Origin of the sequence: Puia sp. (genome assembly GCF_035546395.1) — a bacterium.
GTDB lineage: Bacteria > Bacteroidota > Bacteroidia > Chitinophagales > Chitinophagaceae > Puia.
In genome coordinates this window covers 177,121-198,506 of record NZ_DASZXR010000019.1, presented here as the reverse complement: position 1 = coordinate 198,506, position 21,386 = coordinate 177,121, and the positions used below count along the sequence as shown (strand labels likewise).

The window sequence follows — 21,386 nt, the reverse complement described above, 5'->3', positions numbered from 1 at the left end:
TGTTTATAGATCACGTAAACGGGTCGCCGGGTTTCCGGCGTATATACCCGGTGTGGAAATATCTTTTGTGACGACGGCGCCGGCGCCGATGACGACATTCGAGCAGATGTTAACCGGCAGGATCGTGGCATTGGAGCCGATGGATACGTTATTGCCTATATAGGTTTTTTTCCATTTCGCCTTATCGCCGCGGGCGGGTCCGCCGGAGGAGAAGAGGTCGTTGATGAACATGACCCCGTGACCGATAAAACAGTCGTTTCCGATGGTCACCAGCTCGCAGATGAAGGCATGGGACTGTACTTTGGTGCGGTCGCCGATGGCTACGTCCTTCTGGATCTCGACAAAGGGGCCGATGAAACAGTCATCGCCGATGGAGCAACCATAGATATTTACGGGTTCGACGACCTTGACGTTCGTGCCGAAGGAGACGTCCTTGATACCTGCGGAGAGAAGTGTCGGCTTGTTCATATGCGGGTTGCTGCTTTATAGATCTTCTCGATGATCTCGACGGTTTTGAGGCCTTCGAAGGAACTGGTAGAGATGGAGGCATTGTTCCGGAGCACTTCGACGAGGTTGTCATAGACCTTGTCGTGGTTGCTCATCGAGCCCTGGTAGTTGCCATAGTTGTTGGCTTTGGCGCCTTCCGGCAGGTTCTCGATGCGATAGCCTTCGATGTTCTGGTATTCGAGCTCGTTGAGGTATTGACCGCCGATCTTCACGGTGCCTTTCTCGCCAAAGATGGTCAGGGAGCCTTCCATATTCTTGCCGTAGCTGTTGACGGTATAGTTGATGGCGCCGATGGCGCCGCCCGTGAACTTCAGGATGACGACGCCGGTGTCTTCGAATTCGATGATCCCCTGGTGGTGGAAATTGCCGAGGTAGGCCTGGACGGTGTCAACGTCGCCGATGAGCCAGTAAAGGAGATCGACAAAATGACTGAACTGGGTGAAGAGGGTGCCGCCGTCCAGTTTCAGCGTTCCTTTCCAGGAGTTGTGGTAATAGTCTGGGTTCCGGTTCCAGAAGCAGTTGAGCTGGACGCTGTATATCCTGCCCAGGCGGTCTTCGTCGAGCAGCTGCTTTACGGCGGCCACGGGGGGGTTGTAGCGGTTTTGCTTGATGGCGAAGAGCCTTTTATTCGCCCGTTCCGCCGCCTGGATCATCCGGCCGCAGTCCGCTACAGTCAGCGCCATCGGCTTTTCGCAGAGAGCATGGAAACCGGCCGTGAGCGCCTTTATCGCGTGTTCAGCGTGCAGGCCGTTGGGGGAACAGATGCTCATGACATCGATATTCTTTTCGGCGGCGAACATTTCTTCCGGGCTACAATAGGCTTTAACTCCATATTTCTTTGCCATTTCATCCGCCTTCTCCTTTACCACATCGCATACGGCTACCAGCTCACCCTTGTTATGAATATGTTCTGCGTGACGTTGTGCGATGCGGCCGCAGCCGACAATACCAAATCTTACTTTATCCATTTCTTTAAACCTTTAGTGATTGCGCCGGGAAGCTAATGAGTACCCCCATGCCTTTCTTCTGGTAAACAAACATACTGCCAGCTGCTACGGCGGAGGCGCCGCCTTCGGTGATCGCTTTCCGGAAATCGTCCATACCGGCGGCCCCGCCGCAGGCGATGACGGGTATCGAAACGGCCTTGCTGACCATCTTTACCAGGGCGAGATCATAGCCTTCCCAGGTTCCGTCGCGATCGATGGAGTTGATGAGTATCTCCCCGGCGCCTGCCGCTTCCATTTCCTGTGCATATACATCCGGGGACTTGCCGGCGCTCCGGCTCCCATTGGCGGTATAGACCTTATAGCGTCCCAGCCAGTCCTTTTTTCCATCGATGGAGACGACGACGCTCTGGCTGCCATAGACCCTTGCTATTTCCCCGACCAACGCCGGATTTTCAGCGGCTGCCGAATTGAGGATCACCTTCTCATAGCCCGCATTGAACACTTTCTGAGCTTCCTCGAAGGTCTTTATTCCCCCGCCATACGCCATCGGCATGAAGGCCTCGCCGGCGATCTCCGCTATCTTCCGGTAGTTGATGGGCTTCTTGTCGCGGGTGGCGGTGATATCGAGGACCACTACTTCATCGGCGCCTTTCTCGTTGAATATCTTCACCGTGTTGATCGGGTCGCCGACATAGCCCGGGTTCTTGAATTGAACGGTCTTATACAGTCCGTCATTGATCAGCAGCAGGGCGGGGATGATCCGGATTCTCTTCATGTCACAAAGCTGCGAAATTTGTCAATATGCTCATGCCGAACCTGTGGCTTTTTTCCGGGTGGAACTGTACGCCGAAAAGGTTTCCCTTTTGGAACGCGCAGGTGAAGGAATAGCCATAGTCGCAGGTTGCGGTGCTGAGGTCTTCGCCATAGAAGCGGAAATGATAGGAGTGCGCGAAATAAAAGCGCGGCTCTTCGGGAATATTTTTAAAAAGGGGCGAAGCCGGCTGGGCCGCCGATACATCGGTCCAGCCCATATGGGGAACCTTTAGTCCCAGCGAAGGGTCCAGCTGGAAGCGGACGGTGTCGGCTTCCACCCAGCCAAGGCCGTTCTCAACGCCTTCCTCGCTGCGGCGGGTCATCATCTGTGCACCGACACAGATGCCGAGGATGGGCGTATTCCCTTCTGCTTTTATCTCCTCGATGGCCGGCCGGAGTCCGCTGGCATTGAAGTTCTGCATGCACTTATCAAAGTGGCCCACCCCGGGGATCATCAGCTTGCCGGCCTTGCGGATCGTCGCCAAATCCGAGGTTATAGAGGCCTCCACTCCCAATCGTTTGAACATATTGAGAATGGAAGTCAGATTGCCTACGCCATAGTCGATTATTGCCAGCATAATATTTACACTTTTCTGATCATCCGGGCCAGGGGCTTCAATGGCCGGAGGACGGGAAAGCGATCGAATACCCCCCGCTCGATCGGATAGTCCGTATGTTTTTTTGGGGGCAGCTTCATGATCGCTTCGAATGCTGAAGTGCTAAGTCCCAGCTTCTTCAACACATATTCATAGTCGAGCTTCAGCGCTTCGGGCGTATATAGCGGCTGTGCAAGCTCTTTCAGGGCCTCTTCCTTGGTCATCTGGCCCGAGCAGATGAGGGTGGAGAGGTGCGCTTTCCGTTTGTCGATATGGAACTTCTCCGGCAGGATATACGCCTGGTAGAACTTCGTAAAGAGGGACTCATAGTGTTTGCCGCCATAGTCCCTCCAGTCCAGCTCTTTGGCGATGAGTTCCTTTACGGCTTTTTTATTATACGGCATATAGTCGAGCATCGTCACGGTCCGGATCTGCAGGATATCGTGGCAATACTTTTTCAACGCGGTGTCGTACACCGGGTAGGTCTTTAGCGGCACGGTGCCGAACCGTTTGTGGATGGCCCGGAGGTTGACATGATCCATCTTGTTGAACAGCCAGCTGCGGGGCATGATATATTCCGTGGCGACGTTGTTGCCGCTAAGAACATACTTTATCTTGTATTTTTTGGCCAGCTTATATAGGGTAGTGAAGATGCCATGGTCCGAAACGACTTCGATGTCCACGACCGAGGCCTTCATATAGGACAGTTGGATATCCCTGAACTCTTCCCAGTCGACGACGAGAGTGTAAAGGTCGAGCCCCAGCCGGCTGACGATGTTCTCGATGTTCTTGACGGCCAGTTCGGAATTCCAGCTGTTGTCGAAGTGGACAGCAAGGGGCCGCAGGCCCAGCTGTTTTGCCTGGTAGGCGACATAGGTGCTGTCGACGCCGCCGCTGAGACCCATGATGCAATCGTAGGGTTTGTTCCGGCCTTCCGCCTTGATCTTGTCCACAAGGTCTTTCAATCTGCGGTCCCCTTCTGCGCCGGTAAATACGAATTCCCGCTCCGCCTTTTTAAAGGCGTGATAGTAATTACTAATCCCGTTCTCATCAAATGTGATGTCGGGATCGGCGATAGTATCCATGACTGTCAACGCGCATTGCTGGTAGGGTCGTTCCATCTTTTTTCTTTTAAATGAAAGTTTTTTTCCCGTCTCTGAGTTGTCTTACCGCCATTCTGAACTCGCCATAGGAGGCCTTAAGGAACCATTTATACATCATTTTCGGTAAGACTACCGCCGCGGTCAGGAACCCATCCGGCTGTGCCCGGCATATCTGCCAGGCCGAGACGGTCACGAGGTTGAATTTCCGGAGAGTAAATGCAAGGAATCCCCTGAGAAAATGCCCGTGGTACGGGATCTTGTGATTCACATTTTTCTCCTCCTTCAGCCTATTATACCACATCACCTCCTTATTGACAATATAGCCTCCTTTCGCCAGATAGAAGCACAAGGTCGGATAGATGTTGTTATAGGCGCATTTTTTGTTGATCCACCACCAAACGGGGAATTTGACTCCGGCGATCTTCTCTTTGACGAACAGGCCGTAGCCAAAACCGTCACTAAAACCATCGATCAGCTTGGAAAGCCGTTTCCGCCGGCGGGGATCTGCATAGTCTTCCAGAAAATAGTCATGGCCAGGGATAACGGTGTCGTGTTCGTCGACCTGGCAATAGGCGCAGAAAGAAGTTACGGCGGACGGGTCTCCGTCAAGGCCTGCTTTCAGGGTCAGGATGAAATCCTTATGCCAATAGTCGTCATTGGCAGCCCACATGAAGTATTTTCCTTTTGCCTGTTTCAAAAGGAATTCCATATTCCTGGAAATTCCGATATTCTTGGTCTGGCGAATGTACACTATCCTTGGATCCCGCTTTGCGTATTCCTCGCAAAGGGCGCCGCTGCCGTCCGTCGAACAGTCGTCGGAAATGATTAATTCGAAATCCCTGAAACTTTGGGACAATAGGGAATCCAAAGCCTTTATTAAGAAAAGCTTGTCATTAAATACCGGCATTCCTATGCTCACCGACACATTCAAGGTATAATTTTTTTTATTGCCCAGTATATCGGGACAAGTTTCATTTTAATTTTTTGCTTCTTCCTTTCTTCTTCGGGCATGGGGCAATCAGGATGATCGAGCGCTTCACGCAGGACTGCCGACCTCAAGGCAGGATAATTCTTTGCATAGGCGGACTTGGATTCTTGTTCGTCGTGTATCCTGTTCCAATACAAGTCGAATGGGAATTTGACCATTTTGAAATACCTGGCTATTTTAAACCAGAACTCGTAATCCCCGATCATTCGTGCACCTGAAAACCCGCCGACTTTATTGAATGCGTCCAGTCTGATAATAGAAGAGCCCGGCGCCCTGTTAAAATGTGCCTGGCCGGAAAAATTTTCCCTGTAAGCAGTCAAAGGGTCTATGCAGACGGGAAAAGGCTGGTGAGCGTCAACATTGGCGGATAGTCCGAAGCCGGCTTCGGGGTATTGCAACATGCTTCTGACCATCACTTCAAGCCCATAAGAATATATAAGATCGTCTGCATCGAGGAATTTTATATATTTCCCCCGTGCATAGGATGCGGCCTTATTCCTGTTGGGATAATCTCCGAGATTTTGCTCGTTGACGAATAATCTTACCCGGGGATCTTTGGCGGAAAAGCCGGCCGCGATCTCCACCGTCCTGTCCTGGGACCGATCATCCACTATGATGAGCTCTAAATTCTCATAGGAGCTTGCAAGGACGCTGCCGATCGCCTCAGCGATATATTTTTCCTTATTATAAGAAGTCATCAAAACGCTCACCAGGGGTACTTCTGCGGTATTCATTTATTGATAGGTTTTGGCGCTTCGGGAGGGACGATTGGTTTAGGAGCTTGCGGGGCGACCCCGCATATCTGCGAATGCCGGCTGTCGAGAAAGCTTTCTCCAATGGCCAGGCAGGAGTTGAATTCCCGGACAGCCCGGCGATAGGCCGAATTTAATCCATAGTTGTATCGCAGCCAGCGAAATTTTTTTTTGAGACCCCGATGCAATTCTCCTTCAACAGGATCTTCACCGCGGAAGAGCTTTTCCAGCCAGGGGGCCCCGTTCTTCACGGGGATAACGATCGATATCAGCGGGGAGCTCATGCGCCGTTCACTTTGATCTCGTAAAAGGCCTTGTACCAACCCACAAATTCGGAAAGCCCTTTTCGCACGCTGGTATTCGGGGAGAACCCGAGCAGCTGTTTAAGCGGCTCTATGTCGGCATAGGTTTCCGGCACGTCACCGTCCTGCATCGGGTATAGCTCGATGATCGCCTTCCGGCCGATCAGCTCTTCGAGAATGTGCACGAAATCGAGCAGCTCGACCGGCGCGTGGTTGCCGATGTTGAAGACGCGGAGGGACTCGCCGGATGCGGGCCAGCGGTAGTCGTTGGCGCCGAGATGCGTAATCAGCCCGCTTATACACTGCACCATGTCGTCGATGTAGGTGAAGTCGCGGCGCATCTTGCCATGGTTGAAGAGCTTTATCGGCTTTCCCTCTATGATATTCCGCGTGAAGCTGAAATAGGCCATATCGGGTCGGCCCCAGGGGCCGTACGCGGTGAAGAAGCGCAGACCTGTCGTGGGGATATCATAGAGATGGGAGTAGGTGTAGGCCATCAGTTCGTTGGCCTTTTTCGTGGCGGCATAGAGGGAAACCGGCCGGTCCGTCGGGTCGTCCGTCGAAAAAGGGATCTTTTTGTTCTCGCCATAGACCGAGCTGGAGGACGCGAAGACGAGGTGCCGGATGGGGAAATGGCGGCAGGCTTCGAGGATGTTGATGAAGCCGATGAGGTTGCTGTCGATGTATTTATAGGGTTTGTCGATGCTATACCGGACGCCGGCCTGGGCGGCCAGGTTGATGACGATATCGAAATTCCCTTCGATGAACAGCTTATCGAGGGCAGGTTTATCGCAAATGTCGACCGATTCGAAGCGGAATTGAGGATGCTCGAGCAGCAGCTCGAGCCGGGCGCGTTTGAGGTTCGGATCATAATAATCATTGAGGCTGTCGATCCCCATTACCCGGTGACCTTCGCCACAGAAATAGCGGGAGAGATGGAAACCGATGAAGCCCGCGGCCCCGGTGATGAGTAAATTCAGTCTATCCTTCATGTATTGGATTTAGTTTGGCCAGAAATTCGTCTACGCGATTATTCCATGACGAGCGTTGCAGGAAGGCTGCCGTCCTTTCGTCTTGTTGCCGGCCTTCGCCCTTCTGCAACCCTTGCAGGAGCCTTTGGATGGTATCGAGATCGTCTCCCAGCAGGAGGAGATTATCGAAGTCCTGGTGCAGGAAGTTGTGATAGTTCGTGCTTACGACGGGGACGCCTGCGGCAATGTATTCGTATAATTTCATGCTGTCGACGTCGAGGGCCGGATGTTTGCGGTAGAGATTCAAAGCGGCGTCAAAAGTGGGCAGCAGCTTTGCTACTTCGGCGGCCGGCTTTTCGCCCAGCAGTTGGACGTTGGGTAATCCTTCCAGCACGCGCCAGTCTTCGGTGAGCCAGGGCTTGCCGATAATGAGGAACTTCCATTGCGGGTTCCTGCGGGCGAGTGCGGCGAAGAGATCGTAGTCGATCCACCGGGAAAGGGTGCCGCAGTAGCCGATCGTAAATTCTTGTTTCGGGCCGTTTTCGGGTGGGGCCTGGAAGCGTGTGGCGTCTACGCCATTACGAAGCAGCACGCCTTTGTCGAATCCGCGGTCGCGGAACCAGTCGAGCATCGACCGGGTGGAGGAAAGGATATAGCGTGCGCCGGCGCCGATGCGAAGCAGGTCCTGGTGGCGTTGGGGGCGATCGGCGCCAGCGATGGAGGGATCATCGATGATATTGTGATCGGCGTCGAAAACGATCGTTCCGCGCAGGCCCGAGCTTTCCGCCGCGAAATAGCCATTTGGCCAATAGGCCCAGAGGATATCCGTGTGTTGGGCTTTTTCGCAGAGCCGGTGTAGGAGGAAGGCGTTGAGCCGCCGGCCCAGGGGTCCGAACCATTTCTCCGGCAGCAGGGAGGCGAAGACAACGTCCTGTACTTTTCCTTTGCCGGCTTTTCTTTTTGACTGTTGCCTGAGAAAATCCTTTCGGGTCGTTTTTCTGACGACGTAGACCTTGTCGACCTGCTTGCTTTCGACAAGCGCTTTCAGGATGCAGGTGTTCCGTCGTCTGAACCCGATGCCCTTCAGTTCTTCCCAGGATCTATCGGCCCCGAAATAATATATGTTCATGGATTGGGGCTATTCTATTTGAGCCATTTTTTTATCCTGACGCCGGTGGCGACTGCTTTTTTCCCGATCAGCGGGAAGAGGATGCCTCGCCAGGTGCGTTTCAACTTCCATCCGTCCCGGAGGGAGAATCGAATTATCTCCATCATTCCTTTCCAGTCCTTTGCGTCGAGATGGAGTGGATAGTAGTACAACAGGACATCGGGGAGGAAGAGCCGGCCGGCGGCCGGCTTACCGGTTTGTGTTTCCGGCGTCGCGGGCGCGGGAGGCAGGACGGGCGGATGGCCGGTCTCGAGCTCGTCTTTCCCTTCGCGGCAGCGCTGTTCGTAATATTTGAAGGACAGTTCGCGGAAGAATTGATTCTTCCAGCCATGTTTCTTTGTCGCTGAGTTCCCGCTCAGGCGATGCAGGGAGAGGCAGGCGTTCAGCACGACTGCTTTATGACCCTGGATCAGCCGTAACCACATGTCCACGTCCTCTCCGGTGATGAATTCGGTACGGTAGCCAAGCTGCAGCATCACTTCCCGTCTCGCCAGTACGGTCCCGTGGGTTATCGGCGAATAGGGTGCGAAATCTTCCCGGCTTACTTCCTTATATGGGGTATTGCCGAACCAGGAGGAGTGGGGCTGCCGGTAGTTCCAGGCCACCTTTCCGCGTTCGGTCATAAAGGCCACCTGGCAGGCGCAAAGCGCGAAGTCCGGGTGTTGTTCGAGTATCTTCAGCTGTTCCTCCAGTTTGGTGGGCAAGGAGATATCGTCCGCATCGTGGCGCCAGATGTAGGCGCCTTTCGCCAGCGAGAGGCCGCGGTTGAGCGTCCTGGCGACGCCGGCATTGGGTTGCGAGAAATACCGTATCCGGGGGTCTGAATAGGAGCGGATGATAAGTTCCGAGCGGTCCGTTGACCCGTCATTGATGAGGATCAACTCGAGATCTGCAACCGACTGGGCGAGCACGCTGTCGATGGCCTCTTTTAGAAAGGGCTCGCTGTTGTAAACGGGCATGACGACCGAGACAAGGACATCTTTCATTGCTAAAAGAGGTTTAGGATGTCTTTTGCGTAGGCCTGGATATGTTGCGGGTAGTCGAAAGGCACCACCGCCGGCGTGCTTTTGAAAAAGGCTTCCATCTTGTCGGCCAGGTCGGCCGGGGAGGCGGGATCAAAGAATGAAACGTTCCGGTCCATCTGTTCCCGGTGGACGGGAAGATCGGAGAGCAGGACGAATTTGTTCAGCGCCTTGCATTCTTCGACCAGGGTGCTCCATCCTTCGAAAAAGGAGGGCTGGATCACTCCGGCGGCATTCTTCATCAGCAGCACCTGTTCTTCCCGTTGCAGGAAGCCCAGGAACCGAAGGTTATCCTGGAGGCCATATTCCTGCACCTTTGCGGTCAATTCGTTGAAGATAGTTGGGTTCCGGTGGGAGGACGGTTTGCCGGTGATCAGGACGTCGAAAGGAAGTTGCTCGCCAAGACGTTGCTTCAGGATGTTCAGGGCCTCGATTACCCCTGCATGATTTTTGTGGGGCCAGAACTGGTTGGAAATTATAAAATAAGGCTTTGTGACGGTGAACTTCTCCTTCACGGCCGGCCAGTTCGCATCGTCGACCTCGGGCAGGATGGAGACGAAACGCAGAAGCGTGATCGGGTTATTGTTCCCGGGGTAAAATTTGTTGTAGTCCGAGAGGGCTGCCTTGCTGCTCAGCACCAGCTTTACACCTGAAGTGGAGATCCTGGCGAGATTGGCCTGGATGCGTTCGAGGTCGTCTTTCGGAAAAAAATTCGGGTAGTAGTTCGGTTGAAAATCGGTGATCCATGCCACAGTCTGTTTCCGGACCGCATTGTCGATGGGACCGAAGTGGGGGAATATCCGATCGATCTTGTATTTCGGAACTCCATAGAAATAGAGATAGTTCTCTTTATCGAAGAGCCGGTAGATCTTATTGACGAGCTTTTGCCAGAGGGTTCCGAAGTAGTCGGGGTCCATCACCACGAGATAGGGGTAGCCGATGGTCAGAACATCCTCTATTGGCGAATCCTTTGTCGCGAATAAGTATACGGTGGGTTTATCGGCATCAGGAAGTATATTCAGCGCTTTGATAAAGTTCTGTAGATAAATCGGGATCGCGGTTGTGAGGTCATAGCTAAAAATATACTTTATCAGAATGCTTTTTCTCCTAGCCATCGTGTGTAGTTTTTTAATCCATCCTCCAGGCCGTGCCTGGGGGCAAATCCATAGCTTTTCAGCAGGCCGATGTCCGCTTTCCAGCGGAGTGGGTCTCCTTGCTTGGCGGCCCCGGAGAATCTCGGTTCCAGGCCGGAGCCCAGACATCGGAGAAAAACGGTCGCGGCATCGGCGATGGTCGTCTCCTGTCCACTGGCGATATTGATCGTCTGGCCGTTGAAGGCGGCATTTCGAATGACACAGTGAATGGCCTCCAGGATATCGCGGACATAGATGAAGTCCCGTGTTTCCTCACCGGTGCCGAACAATTCTATCCGTCCGTCTTTGGCGGCCTTTGTCTTTTGATACAGGTCCCAGAACAGCTGCTTCTTCAGTCCCTCCCCATAGGCCGAGAAGATGCGAAGGCTGGCCGTGGGAATCTGGTAGAACCGGTGAAACTCCCCGCAGACCTCTTCGCTATATATCTTATGGAACCCATAAGGGGAGAGCGGTTGCAGGGGAGCCGATTCGGGCACCGGGCAGTGGGTGGGGTTTCCGTAGACGGCCGCGCTTGAGAGGTTCATGAATTTGCAGCCAGGGGCATGTTCCCGGATCGCGTCGAGCATAGCGTAGACGTTGGCCACGTTCAGCATGAAGTCGATGCCGGGGTGGCCGAAGGAGAACTGGACATTTGCCGCGCCTGTGGCGTTCAGGCAGACATCGAACCGTTGCGTGGCAAAAAGGGAGGCGAAGTCCGGACGCACCGAGTCGAGCACCGTGTAAGCCGGTTCGTCCTTCAGCACGATATCTGCCTTCCAGACCTCGTACTGCTTTTCTGAAAAATAAGAGACGGCATTGCTTCCGATGAAACCTTCGGAGCCGATGATCAGGATCTTGCCGTTGGACATCAGGTGGTCGTTTTTATGAAGGCGGCCGGGTTGCCGCCGATGACGGAATAGGGTTCAAAATTTTTTGTCACAACCGAGCCTGCGGCGACAACACAACCGTCGCCGAGAACTACTCCTTTCATGATGATGCTCCTGAATCCTATCCAGCAGAGGTTACCGATGACAACCGGCTTGTTCCGGACGACCGACCAGTCCTTGTATTGCGGGCCTCTTTTCCAGTCCAGCACATCGTTCTTTCTTTCTTCCGATCGCAGGGAGTGGGCATTGCTGTCGATGATGGTGCAATCCCAGGAGAACTGGACATCGTCGCCGATCTCGATGGAATCATAACAGAAGATCATGGCGTTCGAGCCGATGAAGGTCCGGTTGCCGATTTTCAGACGGGCCTTGTTGGAATGAAGCACGATCTTGCCTTCGATCGAACAGTCCTCCCCGATGACGATATTCTCGAAACCCGGTTGGGCATCGTGGATGGAGATCGAGCATTTGTCGAGCCAGGTGTTCTTTCCCGTTTTCAGGTTGCCGTTCTCCTGCATGATCCTGCGCCTGACTGCGTCCCGTTCCGCCGGGGTCTGGGGCGGCAGCAGCCTTCTTAATATCCTTTTGATCATTGAGGTTCCAGTATTTTAAAATCCAGGATCACCTGGCCGTAGTTGACCCCTTCCATTTTCGCCATGGGACTGCCGGTGTCCGACACCCTTATCGGGCAGATATTCTCCTGCAGATCGTAAATATCGACCCCGATCTTGTAAATGGCGATCCGGAAGGAGTAGATGTTCGGGGCGATGATTGACGCCGGGAGCCTGACGAGGAATTTTTTGCGAAGGGAGTCACCCGGAAGATCGGACATATCCTGCACGGTAGTGGATATAAAATACCCGAATTTATCCTGTAATGTGATCGATACCTGGATCCCGCTGTCCTTTTCCGGCATCTCGAGCTGACAGGAAAGATAGATGCTTTCGTCGAATCCGAAGTTATCGGTGGGAATTCCCCGGCTGTTCAAGGGAACGACCTCCGAGATGTAGATCTTCTTGTCAACTGAAGTTTTGGAATAGGTGAATTCGTTGGATTCCTTCCGGCTAACCAGATAGCTTTCGATGATCTTCCCGGTCACTCCGACATCGGCGACCTTACCCTGGACAAGGAGGACGGAATGGGTGCAGAGCTGCGCGATGGTCCCCATCTGGTGGCTGACGAACAGAACCGTCCTGCCCTGGTTGGCCGTGACGTCCTTCATCTTGCCGAGGCATTTCTTCTGGAAGTCGGCATCTCCGACGGCCAGGACTTCGTCCACGATGAGTATCTCCGGTTCCAGGTGCGCTGCGACGGCAAAGGCGAGACGGACATACATGCCGCTACTGTACCGCTTTACGGGGGTATCGATGTAGCGTTCGACGCCGGCGAAATCCACGATCTCGTCGAACTTCCGCCGGATCTCGTTGCGTGTCATCCCGAGGATGGCCCCATTGAGGAAGATATTGTCCCGTCCGCTCAGCTCCGGATGGAAACCGGTGCCGACTTCGAGGAGACTGGCGACGCGGCCTTTTATTTTTACGCGGCCAAGGGTCGGAGCGGTCGTTCTGCTGAGTATCTTGAGAAGGGTGCTTTTGCCCGCTCCATTCTTGCCGATGATACCGAGCACTTCACCCTGGTTCACGCTAAAGTTGATGTCCCGGAGGGCCCAGACATAATTACTCACTCCCTTTGTTGTACGATCATTCTTCTCTCCCACGCTCAGGTAAGGGTCTTCTTTGCCTCTGACAAGATGCCACCAGCGATTTACATCATGGGCGAGCGAACCGGTCCCGGTGAGGCCCAGTCGGTATTGTTTGGAAAGATTGTCAATTTCAATGATGGTTTGACTCATGTTCAGGGTCTTTATACGGTGTCCATGAAGGTTTTTTCGACTTTATTGAAGATCAATATGCCGAGGAACAGGCAGACGAACATAAATGCCGTGCTGTAAGCCAAGCCGTGCGGGTCCAGGGTGCCTTTTCCGAATATGGCGTACCGGAAGGCTTCGACGACAGAGGTCAACGGGTTGATATCGATCAGCCACTTGTAGCTCTTATTTTGCAGGTAGGAAAGCGGATAGGCGATAGGAGTGGCATACATCGCCAGCTGTACGGCGAAGGTCATTAATATATTGAGGTCGCGGTATTTTGTCGTAAGAGCCGAAATGATGATTCCCAGCCCAAGGCCGATGCCCCCCATCAGCAGGACCAGCACCGGGATCAGCAGCCAGTATCCTGTGACATGGATCGGATAGCCTTTGAAGGAGTACCAGATCATGAAGAGCAGCAGCAGCCCGAACTGGATGCCGAACTTGACGATATTGGAGACGGTGACTGAAAGCGGCAGGACCAGGCGTGGGAAATAAACCTTGCCGAAGATGGGGGCATTGGTGATAAAGGTGGTGGAGATGGCTGTCAGGACGAACGAAAAATAGTTCCAGACAGTAATCCCGGCCATGTAGAACAGGAAGGACGGCTTTATATCGTCCGTCGAGATATTGGCGATCCTTCCAAAGACGAGAAGGAACATGAGGGTAGTGAGGATCGGCTGGATAACATGCCAGAGGAATCCCAGTATGGTCTGGCGATACTGGGCTACGAAGTCCCGTCGGACGAAGAGCCACATCAGGTCGCGGTAGCGCCAGACTTCGGCGAGTTGGAGGTCCAGCAGACCGGATTTGGGTTTGATGATCATGTCCCAGTGTTCCGTCCTGGGAGCCTCCGGGAAGGTCGGGGCGCTGTCGTTTTGCAAGGTAATATTCTTCAAGGTTCAACTATTTGGGAAGATGTTTCTGATGCCTTTATGTAGTTTTTTGAACACACTTACCCGCTTGCCGTTCGGTTCTCTTTCGAAGTATCCGCTATCGAGACCATAGCCGTAGCTGCCGTAACCGTAGCCATAGCCATCGTAGTAGCCGCCGAAGTAGCCGGTCTTGACTTTGACGTCGTTGAGTAGCAAGGATATACGGGGGATGCGCTTTTCGCGGTAAAGATCGTCGATCATCGCCAGCAGCTTGCGGGGAGTATAGCCGCGACGGACGATGTAGAGCGTACAGTCGGCATATTGGCCCAGGTGTACCGCATCGCTGACCAGGCCGATCGGCGCAGTGTCGAGGATCACCACGTCGAATTCCTGCTTGACGGCCCGCATTAGCTCGCTGAGTCGCGGATCGAGCAGGAGTTCCGCCGGGTTAGGCGGGATGGGTCCGCAGGGAATGACGAAGAAATTGTCGAAACCTTCTACGGGAACGAGCATTTCGTTGAGGTCGGCCATGCCGATGATATAGTTGGTGATACCCATTTTCCGTTTGAGATCGAGGGCCGAAAGGATCTTGGGTTTCCGGATGTCGAATTCCATGACGACGGTGCGTTTTCCGCTCAGCGCCATGACGGCCCCGATATTGGTGCTGATAAAGGATTTACCCTCGCCGCTGAACGAGGAGGTGATCATGATCACGCTCTTATCGCTTTTGTTCAGAACGTATTGCAGGTTGGTGCGGATAATGCGGAACTGTTCGGCGATGAACCGCCGGCTGTTGGCCGTCACCACGAGGGTGTTGGAATCTTCGGAATGAGAAACTTCACCAAGGATGGGGGCGCTGACGGCCTTTTCGAGCTCCGACTTGGTGTTCACTTTATCATTGAACATCTCGAAAATGGCGATGATGATCGCTACGAGGAAAATGCCCAGGGAGATGTAGGAACCGTAGATGGATTTGTTGTTCGGGCTGATGGGTTTTTCGTTTCCGACTGCCGTCTCGAGGACCTTGATGTTGGAAATGGATGATGCGGAGGAAATGGATGTTTCCAACTTCTTCTGAAGCAGGAAGGAGTAGAGGTCTTCCAGTACTTTCTGTTGTCTTTCGATGTCGACGCTTTTCATCGATTTTGCAGGCAGGGACTGCAGCTGCGACATCTGCTGGCGTTGCCTGGCTTCCAGGCTATTGGCGGCAATGGTATAGGCCTGGCGGACGTTTTCCAGCGTCTGGATGATGTCCCGCCGCAAATGGGCGAGGGACACTTCCATGGTGACGATCATGGGGTTCTTTGCCGGGGTCGATTTCAGGGCCGCTTCGCGCTGCAGCTGGAGCTGGTTGTACTGGATGATCAGCTGGAGAAGCGAGGGCTCCTGGGTGCCCAGGTTATTGGGGACCAGGGAATACTCATGATCGGTATTCTTCATGTAGTCGATGAGCCATTTGTTCACCTCGATCTGCACCTGCAGTTCAGCCTCCTTGTTCAGTTGGTCCGACAGATCGCCCTGATAGGCCTTGGAGAGATCCTTGAGATCGAGGGTCATGTTCTGTCCCATCATATCGCTCATTCCCCGTTCGACCCTGCCCAGGTCGTTCTTTAGGGCTTCGAGCCTGTCGTCGATAAAACGGAGGGTGATAACCGACACCCGGTTCTTATCTTCTACGATCGTACTGTCGTAGACGGCCATCAGCGTATTGAGTACATTCCTGCCGAGGGAGATATTCTCGGTGACCATCGAGAAGGAGAGGATGGTCGCCATCTCATTGAGTTGGGTGACCTTCATGGAACTGATGATATCCGATGCGGCGTCGAATGCGGGCTGCCAGGTGACGATGAAGTCCCGGGTCGGATATTCCTGCAGCAGCACGGTGGTGTTGCGATCGATGATGCAACGGGCACTGCCGTAGGTGAACGGCTGGCCGAACTGATAGGTCGTTTTACCGCCGTTCAGAAGGAACTGCTTATCATTGAGGACATTGACGATGAGGTTGATACCCCGGGCGGAGTCTCCATTGTAAAGAATGTTCAGGGTGATAGGACAGTCGCCGTAGATCATGGTAGACCGGATATTGCCCTTGTTGTAGTACAGGGTTTGGAGGTGCAGGTCGTGCACCACCCGCTGAATGATGGAGTGTGATTTCAGGATCTCTATCTCATTGGCGAGGTTAACGGTGGGGGCGAACATGAAGAGCTGGCCCATTTTTCCGTTCTTATCCTGGTCCGAGGTCTCGTTCCGTTCGTTGTTGACGAGCAGGGACGCCTGTACGAGGTAGGACGGGGAGCTATAGCGGATCTTGAGATAGGCCATGACGACGAACAGGGTCACGACGAGGATAACGAGCGGCAGGTATTTCAGATACCGGAGCACGAAATCCCGTATCGTGACTGCCCCTTTCTGGCGCATCAGCAAGCCCGGAGAGCCATTCCCATCAGTTTGTTCCAACATGCGAGTTGATGATTATTTTCTAAAAATACTGTAAATAACGGCCGCCACGGTAACGATGCTGGTGGCAATAGAGATATTGCGGAGCGTGACCACATCGTTGGCAACCGACTTCTTCCTGTTTTGTTCGACGATGACGAGGTCGTTCTGTTGCAAATAGAAGAAAGGGGACTTCATGATATCGGGTTTGGTCAGGTCCATGCGCCCAAAAATGCGATGGCCGCTGTCCTCCCGGATGATAAGGACATTATCCCGCCGGCCGTATTGCGTAAGGTCGCCGGCCATGGCGATGGCTTCCAGGATATTGATCTTTTCGTCCGGTACACTGAACTCCCCGGGTTTTGCGAATTCGCCCAGCAGTCTGAATTTATAGTTGATAAAGCGAACGTTGCAATAGGGGTGGTTGAGGTAGTCCGTCAGTCGGGTGTTCAGGGTATCGGTCAGCTGACCGCGGGTCAATCCGGCAACGTGAAGGACGCCCAGGTCGCGGAAGGTGATGTTTCCTTTTTCGTCGACGAGATAGCCCTGGGGCGTTGCTCCCGATGCGCCGCCGGAGGAGGTCCCGGAGGAAACGGAGCTCGTAGCGGCGGCGCCGGGTGTGGTCGGCAACTGCAAGGCCGTCGCTCCCCCCCGGTTATAGATCGACGAGGCTTCGGGATTGTCGCTGAAGACAATGATGCTCAGCAGGTCGCCCATCTTTATCTTGGGGTCGAAGGTAGGTATCTTGCTGTAGCTGGTGGTATCGAAGCCCCCCTGCATATAGGTATAGGGACGGGTTGTTCCGCAGGAAGTGATGATAACCATTAAAATAATGGCCATTCCCCACAGTCGGGCATGACTTTTCCCGGTCACCTTTTCAATGTTCATATTTGTATTTGGGTTTTCCTGGTTATGGCTTCTCTTCGGAATCCACGGGTTTGCTCACGCGGCGAAGATTTGACCGGTCCACGATGGCCACCAGGGTATACCGGAGGCTTTCGATCACGATCTGCACCCGTTTCCCTCTTACCCGAAGGATCTTTGCCTCTTCGTCCATCAGAAGGCCGCTTTGTATCCTCACTTTTTCATTCGGGCGGAGATCGATAGGCTCCAGCCGGACATTGGTGTATTCATTGAGGAATTTCCTTATCGCGCGAATCTCACTATCTCTGACGATGGCGGGCTTTCCCAGCCAGTAAACATAGTTGACGACGCCGTGCACCAGCCGGACTTTCGGCATCTCTTCTTCGGTCACTCTCACGAAGAGGTAGGATTTGAAGAGCGGCTCTTCGACCCATTTCAGGCGATCGCTCCATTTCTTCTGGACCTTGTTCAGCGGGCAGTACGTTTCCACTTCTTTTTCGACGAGCAGGGCGTATACCTTCTTCTCCCAGCGGGGGCGGGTATAAATTGCGTACCAATGTCTTGTGCTATTGGGCATGGCTTCGCCTCCTCAATCCCAAAATCGGGATTTAACATATTGATTAACAATTTTTTACAAAAATCCTCAAATCCTTTAAAGGGAAAGGGTACAAGCGAGTATTTCGATGAGAAATACCACTTATACCCTTATACATAATTTAAATGACGATCAAAAACCCTAAACGTATTCTCCACAGGACGTTGCAAAATTTTAAATGCTTGGATTCAAAAAACTTCCAATGGCACGATTTATTGTATTCGGCAATCACGATTCCCTTCATAATCCCAATATCCCCGGTAACAGTGCGCAAATATAAGAGATTTTAACATTCGTTGACGTTGATTGTGAATTGAAAAAGAGCAATTTATGTCAAAATCGATCATTGTTCCTTTTCCGGCGCATCCATATTCGCAAAAAGAGTGCCCTACTTTTTCTCTCCCGCGAGTTCGCCAATTCCCCAGTAGAGCAGACAGGCCAGCATGAACAGCAGGCAAACGATAACGATGGAGAATTTTACTCTCGCCAGATCGTAGGCCAGGGTTACGTTCCATTGAGAGACAGGGCCGCGGAGGGTGCGGGAGAGGGCGATGTTCTCTGCTACGTCGCAGATGGTGGCTGCGACGATCAGCCAGGAAAATCCTTTTCCGCCTTTGATCATGATCTCATTACCAGTGCAAATGGAGATGAACCGACAGCCCAGACCGATGGCCAGGGTATACAAGACCATGAATAGATAGGCAAGATACGTGCTTTTTACTCCTTGTTCATATTTTCCGGTCAATTTCCAGTCGCCGATGATCGCCTGGGCGCGGTCGACGGTTTTTGCTATCTCGAACTGGACGATCTCGTCGGAGCTGAGGGGGGCGAGGTAATTTCTTACCCAGATCATATAGCCAATGGTAAGGAGGAAAAACAACCAAAATAATTGTCGCAGACGGCCAAACCGGATAGTCGCCGAAGGAGGTTCCATTACACTGGTGATTTAAGCGGACGTAAATTACGCAAAATTCTAAAACTCTGCGTGCCAGTCCCAGCGTCGTTGGTCCTCGCCGGTCTTTTCCAGGGCGATGCATTCGGCATTGAGGCCCATTTCGTAGTCGGATACCAGGATCTCGGGCCGGAGGAGCTTTTTCATTCCCGGGATGCCCTTCAGGACTCCTGCCGCTTTCCGTAGCCCGGTGATAGGGGCATTTACAGGGTATTGGGAATGAATCCGGTAATCCGGGAACTGAGAAAGATAGCGGAGCAATTTCCGGATGCCGGGGAAGCTGACGTCGTCGAAGACGATCATGCCGCCGGGGTCCAGCATCTTATCGATGTAGAAAAAATCCACCAGCAGCCAGTCCAGCTGCTTGGTGCTGTCGATATAGGCGAAATCAAATCGCCGGCCGGCCGACATCAGTTCCGGGAGACTGGCATAACAGAATTTACCGATGAATTCGAGGCTGTCGCCGTATCCTGCCTGCCTGACCAGATCCAGGCCATTGCCGCCCCATCCTTCGAGTTGGAATTTGTCGATGACCGTATGGCGGCCGTTTTTCTTCGCCACTTCTTCAACGATGGCAAGGGTGGATGTGCCATAGGCAAAACCTATTTCGAGGGATCGGTTGTATCCTTTGTCGCGGATGATCGCCTGCAGGTATTCACATTGGCCTTTGGAGGTTTCCGAGCTGATCTTTACGATTTCGTTCTTTGAGTTGCGGAATTGTCTTGTAGCAAAAATTCCTTCCAGAAGAGGATGCATGGTATTTCAGTTGGATGAATTGTGGCCGTCCTTTTTTGGACGGCCACGTGAAAGTACCATTTTCTTTCGAACTACAGTATTAAAGCGTCCCGGTCGTCTTGCGTCCTTCGATCGCGGCGAGGACATCGAGGATGGGCTCTTTCCAGCCTGCGATGAGGAAGACCTCGTCACCGGCGATCTCGAGGGGGCGGGCTCCATAGCCGGCGAGGTCGAAGAGATAGAGCTTCGCGTCGGGGGCGAGCTCGCCCCGGTATTGCCGCCAGGATTCCATGAGAGCGGCGCCCGATGGCTGGTTGAAGCCGCGGCTGCCCCACAGGCGGGTGTCGGTGAAGACCAGGATGCGGTCGACGGCCTGTCTTCTGCGAAGCAGATCCTGCATGATCAGGTGGGCGTTGATGCCATAGCCGGTCTCCCCTTCCTGGAATCGATCGGTGGCCAGCAGCACGGGCCGGTCGGTTATTTCTATCGGCTTCCAGTTATTCCCGATGATGCCGGCGGTGACGGAGTATCCTTCACTCTTCCACAGCCAGGCCAGCAAGGGGGCGATATCGAATCGTCTTGCCTTTCCGCCGGGGTGAACGGGGAGTTTCATACTGTTGCTGACATCCATCGCGATCAGGGAGGTGCCATCGCTGCCCAGCCGGCTCCAGCCGGTATGCAGTACGCCTTTTTCGAGTGCTTCGGAAAGCATGCCGGCGCCGCCCTGATCCATGCGGCGAAGCTGTTGATATACTTCCAGCAGGCGGAGCGGCGACACGCCGCTTCTGCGGACGGCCGCGGAGTTGCCGAGGTATTCTGCGGCGAGCTTCAGCACTTTGCCGCTGACGCCTGCGCAGAGCATGGGGCGAAGATTGTCCAACAGGGCGGTATAGCCGATGCGGAAGGAGGAGATACCTTCTTTCCATTTGTCCCGGAGGACGACCTGGCGTTGTTCGGGGCTGTCGTAGAGTTGCTGATGGAGGGCATGCCATTCCTGTTCCCAGTTGCTGCGTGCGGGGACCCTGTCCTGCAGTATGCGGGTAAAAAGGTTCTTCTTTGTGCGATCCGCGGCTTTTGGCCGCAGGAAGCGCAGGGCTTCCTTTAGAGCGACCTGGGTCTCGCGGGGGCTGCGGGCAAAGGTGAATTCATCGAGCCGGTTGAAGAGCTGGTCGATGGGCCTGCGGATGATCCGGCCGGGGGCTTTGTTCTCCGGGCCTGCGGCCCGGGTGTAAAAATTCTGCCAAATCGGGATATCGGAGGGTTGCCGGAGGATCTCCTCCATCAGGCGGGCGATGTTCTCGTCTTTGCCATAGGCGGCAGCCAGTTCCGCCGTCAGCCACAGCGCTGCTTCGTGGGAATTCGCTTCGGTGTCGAGCCGGATCGCCATGCGGGCGATGGATTCCGGGTCGGCGGCGAGGATGTTTGCGCGGGCCGTCAGTCCTGATTCGACCAGGGGGGCCGATGGATCGTCGGCGAATGAGACGGCCAGCACGCTGCGGTAGAGGTCCTCGTGGGCCGGGACATCAGTGGTCCCGGCGGCTTTGACAAAAGCGTAGCGGGTGTCGGCGGATTGTCTGCCTCTCAGGCTAAAATTGATCTTCATATTATATCCTCCATTTCTACCTTGTTGATGCACTTCGCGCATCCGTTTGTGAAGCATTAATGTTTGTCCTTCGGACTTTTTCATTCCATGAAAAAAGAACCCCGGTCGAATAGTGACCGGGGCTTTTTTAGACACTACGGGGTAGCGCCTATCGAATACCATTCGGTCGATGGACAATACAAGAGCTAATATGTTTACGATTCGTGGTCCCCATACGAAAAAGCCCCGCGTTTCGGCGGGGCTTTTATATGCTGGCTTTTTTTGTTTGAG

The 21,386-nt window shown here is 53.6% G+C and carries 21 protein-coding genes and 2 pseudogenes; all 23 read right to left on the bottom strand.

Features of this window, described 5'->3' with window-relative positions:
- Positions 1–3: 3 nt before the first annotated feature.
- Entirely contained in the window at positions 4–468 is a 465-nt protein-coding gene (locus tag VHE34_RS27170) for an acyltransferase (RefSeq protein WP_325593915.1), read from the bottom strand.
- Positions 465–1,475, bottom strand: a complete 1,011-nt coding sequence (locus VHE34_RS27165) for a Gfo/Idh/MocA family oxidoreductase (protein ID WP_325593913.1) — start codon at positions 1,473–1,475, stop codon at positions 465–467. The genes VHE34_RS27170 and VHE34_RS27165 overlap by 4 nt, the downstream gene beginning before the upstream one ends.
- 4 nt (positions 1,476–1,479) lie before the next feature.
- Positions 1,480–2,229: an AglZ/HisF2 family acetamidino modification protein gene (locus VHE34_RS27160; protein WP_325593911.1), complete on the bottom strand. Its 750-nt coding sequence runs from the start codon at positions 2,227–2,229 to the stop codon at positions 1,480–1,482.
- A gap of 1 nt (position 2,230) precedes the next feature.
- Entirely contained in the window at positions 2,231–2,845 is a 615-nt protein-coding gene (hisH, locus tag VHE34_RS27155) for an imidazole glycerol phosphate synthase subunit HisH (RefSeq protein WP_325593909.1), read from the bottom strand.
- A gap of 5 nt (positions 2,846–2,850) precedes the next feature.
- Positions 2,851–3,984, bottom strand: a complete 1,134-nt coding sequence (locus VHE34_RS27150; protein WP_325593907.1) for an N-acetyl sugar amidotransferase — start codon at positions 3,982–3,984, stop codon at positions 2,851–2,853.
- Positions 3,985–3,994: 10 nt separating this feature from the next.
- Complete coding sequence (locus tag VHE34_RS27145) at positions 3,995–4,873, bottom strand: glycosyltransferase family A protein (protein WP_325595501.1); 879 nt, start codon at positions 4,871–4,873, stop codon at positions 3,995–3,997.
- 20 nt (positions 4,874–4,893) lie between these two features.
- Complete coding sequence (locus VHE34_RS27140) at positions 4,894–5,688, bottom strand: glycosyltransferase family A protein (RefSeq protein WP_325593904.1); 795 nt, start codon at positions 5,686–5,688, stop codon at positions 4,894–4,896.
- On the bottom strand, positions 5,685–5,990 hold the full coding sequence (locus VHE34_RS27135; protein WP_325593901.1) for a hypothetical protein: 306 nt from the start codon (positions 5,988–5,990) through the stop codon (positions 5,685–5,687). The genes VHE34_RS27140 and VHE34_RS27135 overlap by 4 nt, the downstream gene beginning before the upstream one ends.
- Positions 5,987–7,000, bottom strand: a complete 1,014-nt coding sequence (locus tag VHE34_RS27130; protein ID WP_325593899.1) for an NAD-dependent epimerase/dehydratase family protein — start codon at positions 6,998–7,000, stop codon at positions 5,987–5,989. Before VHE34_RS27130 ends, VHE34_RS27135 begins: the two co-directional genes overlap by 4 nt.
- Positions 6,990–8,108, bottom strand: a complete 1,119-nt coding sequence (locus VHE34_RS27125; RefSeq protein ID WP_325593897.1) for a glycosyltransferase family protein — start codon at positions 8,106–8,108, stop codon at positions 6,990–6,992. The genes VHE34_RS27130 and VHE34_RS27125 overlap by 11 nt, the downstream gene beginning before the upstream one ends.
- 14 nt (positions 8,109–8,122) lie before the next feature.
- The gene (locus VHE34_RS27120; RefSeq protein ID WP_325593895.1) at positions 8,123–9,133 is read right to left on the bottom strand and encodes a glycosyltransferase family 2 protein; all 1,011 of its coding nucleotides are present in this window, start codon (positions 9,131–9,133) and stop codon (positions 8,123–8,125) included.
- Positions 9,134–9,135: 2 nt separating this feature from the next.
- Entirely contained in the window at positions 9,136–10,284 is a 1,149-nt protein-coding gene (locus VHE34_RS27115) for a glycosyltransferase (RefSeq protein ID WP_325593893.1), read from the bottom strand.
- On the bottom strand, positions 10,260–11,171 hold the full coding sequence (locus VHE34_RS27110) for an NAD-dependent epimerase/dehydratase family protein (RefSeq protein WP_325593891.1): 912 nt from the start codon (positions 11,169–11,171) through the stop codon (positions 10,260–10,262). Before VHE34_RS27110 ends, VHE34_RS27115 begins: the two co-directional genes overlap by 25 nt.
- Before the next feature lie 11 nt (positions 11,172–11,182).
- Positions 11,183–11,332 (bottom strand): annotated as a pseudogene (locus VHE34_RS31250) (DapH/DapD/GlmU-related protein); the annotation flags it as partial.
- 144 nt (positions 11,333–11,476) lie between these two features.
- A pseudogene (locus VHE34_RS31245) lies at positions 11,477–11,707 on the bottom strand (hypothetical protein); the annotation flags it as partial.
- A gap of 71 nt (positions 11,708–11,778) precedes the next feature.
- Complete coding sequence (locus VHE34_RS27100) at positions 11,779–13,041, bottom strand: ABC transporter ATP-binding protein (RefSeq protein WP_325593887.1); 1,263 nt, start codon at positions 13,039–13,041, stop codon at positions 11,779–11,781.
- A gap of 11 nt (positions 13,042–13,052) precedes the next feature.
- Positions 13,053–13,955 carry an ABC transporter permease gene (locus VHE34_RS27095; RefSeq protein WP_325593885.1) on the bottom strand — a complete coding sequence of 301 codons (903 nt, stop codon included), beginning with the start codon at positions 13,953–13,955 and terminating at the stop codon, positions 13,053–13,055.
- Positions 13,956–13,958: 3 nt separating this feature from the next.
- Positions 13,959–16,391, bottom strand: a complete 2,433-nt coding sequence (locus VHE34_RS27090; RefSeq protein ID WP_325593883.1) for an exopolysaccharide transport family protein — start codon at positions 16,389–16,391, stop codon at positions 13,959–13,961.
- 12 nt (positions 16,392–16,403) lie between these two features.
- Positions 16,404–17,255, bottom strand: a complete 852-nt coding sequence (locus VHE34_RS27085) for a polysaccharide biosynthesis/export family protein (protein WP_325593881.1) — start codon at positions 17,253–17,255, stop codon at positions 16,404–16,406.
- Positions 17,256–17,277: 22 nt separating this feature from the next.
- Positions 17,278–17,808, bottom strand: a complete 531-nt coding sequence (locus VHE34_RS27080) for a UpxY family transcription antiterminator (RefSeq protein ID WP_325593879.1) — start codon at positions 17,806–17,808, stop codon at positions 17,278–17,280.
- 406 nt (positions 17,809–18,214) lie between these two features.
- The gene (locus VHE34_RS27075) at positions 18,215–18,760 is read right to left on the bottom strand and encodes a hypothetical protein (protein WP_325593877.1); all 546 of its coding nucleotides are present in this window, start codon (positions 18,758–18,760) and stop codon (positions 18,215–18,217) included.
- A 39-nt stretch (positions 18,761–18,799) separates the two neighbouring features.
- Positions 18,800–19,534 (bottom strand): class I SAM-dependent methyltransferase, encoded by a 735-nt coding sequence (locus tag VHE34_RS27070; protein WP_325593875.1) that lies wholly within the window; start codon positions 19,532–19,534, stop codon positions 18,800–18,802.
- 79 nt (positions 19,535–19,613) lie between these two features.
- Positions 19,614–21,116: a hypothetical protein gene (locus VHE34_RS27065; protein ID WP_325593873.1), complete on the bottom strand. Its 1,503-nt coding sequence runs from the start codon at positions 21,114–21,116 to the stop codon at positions 19,614–19,616.
- Positions 21,117–21,386: the final 270 nt, after the last annotated feature.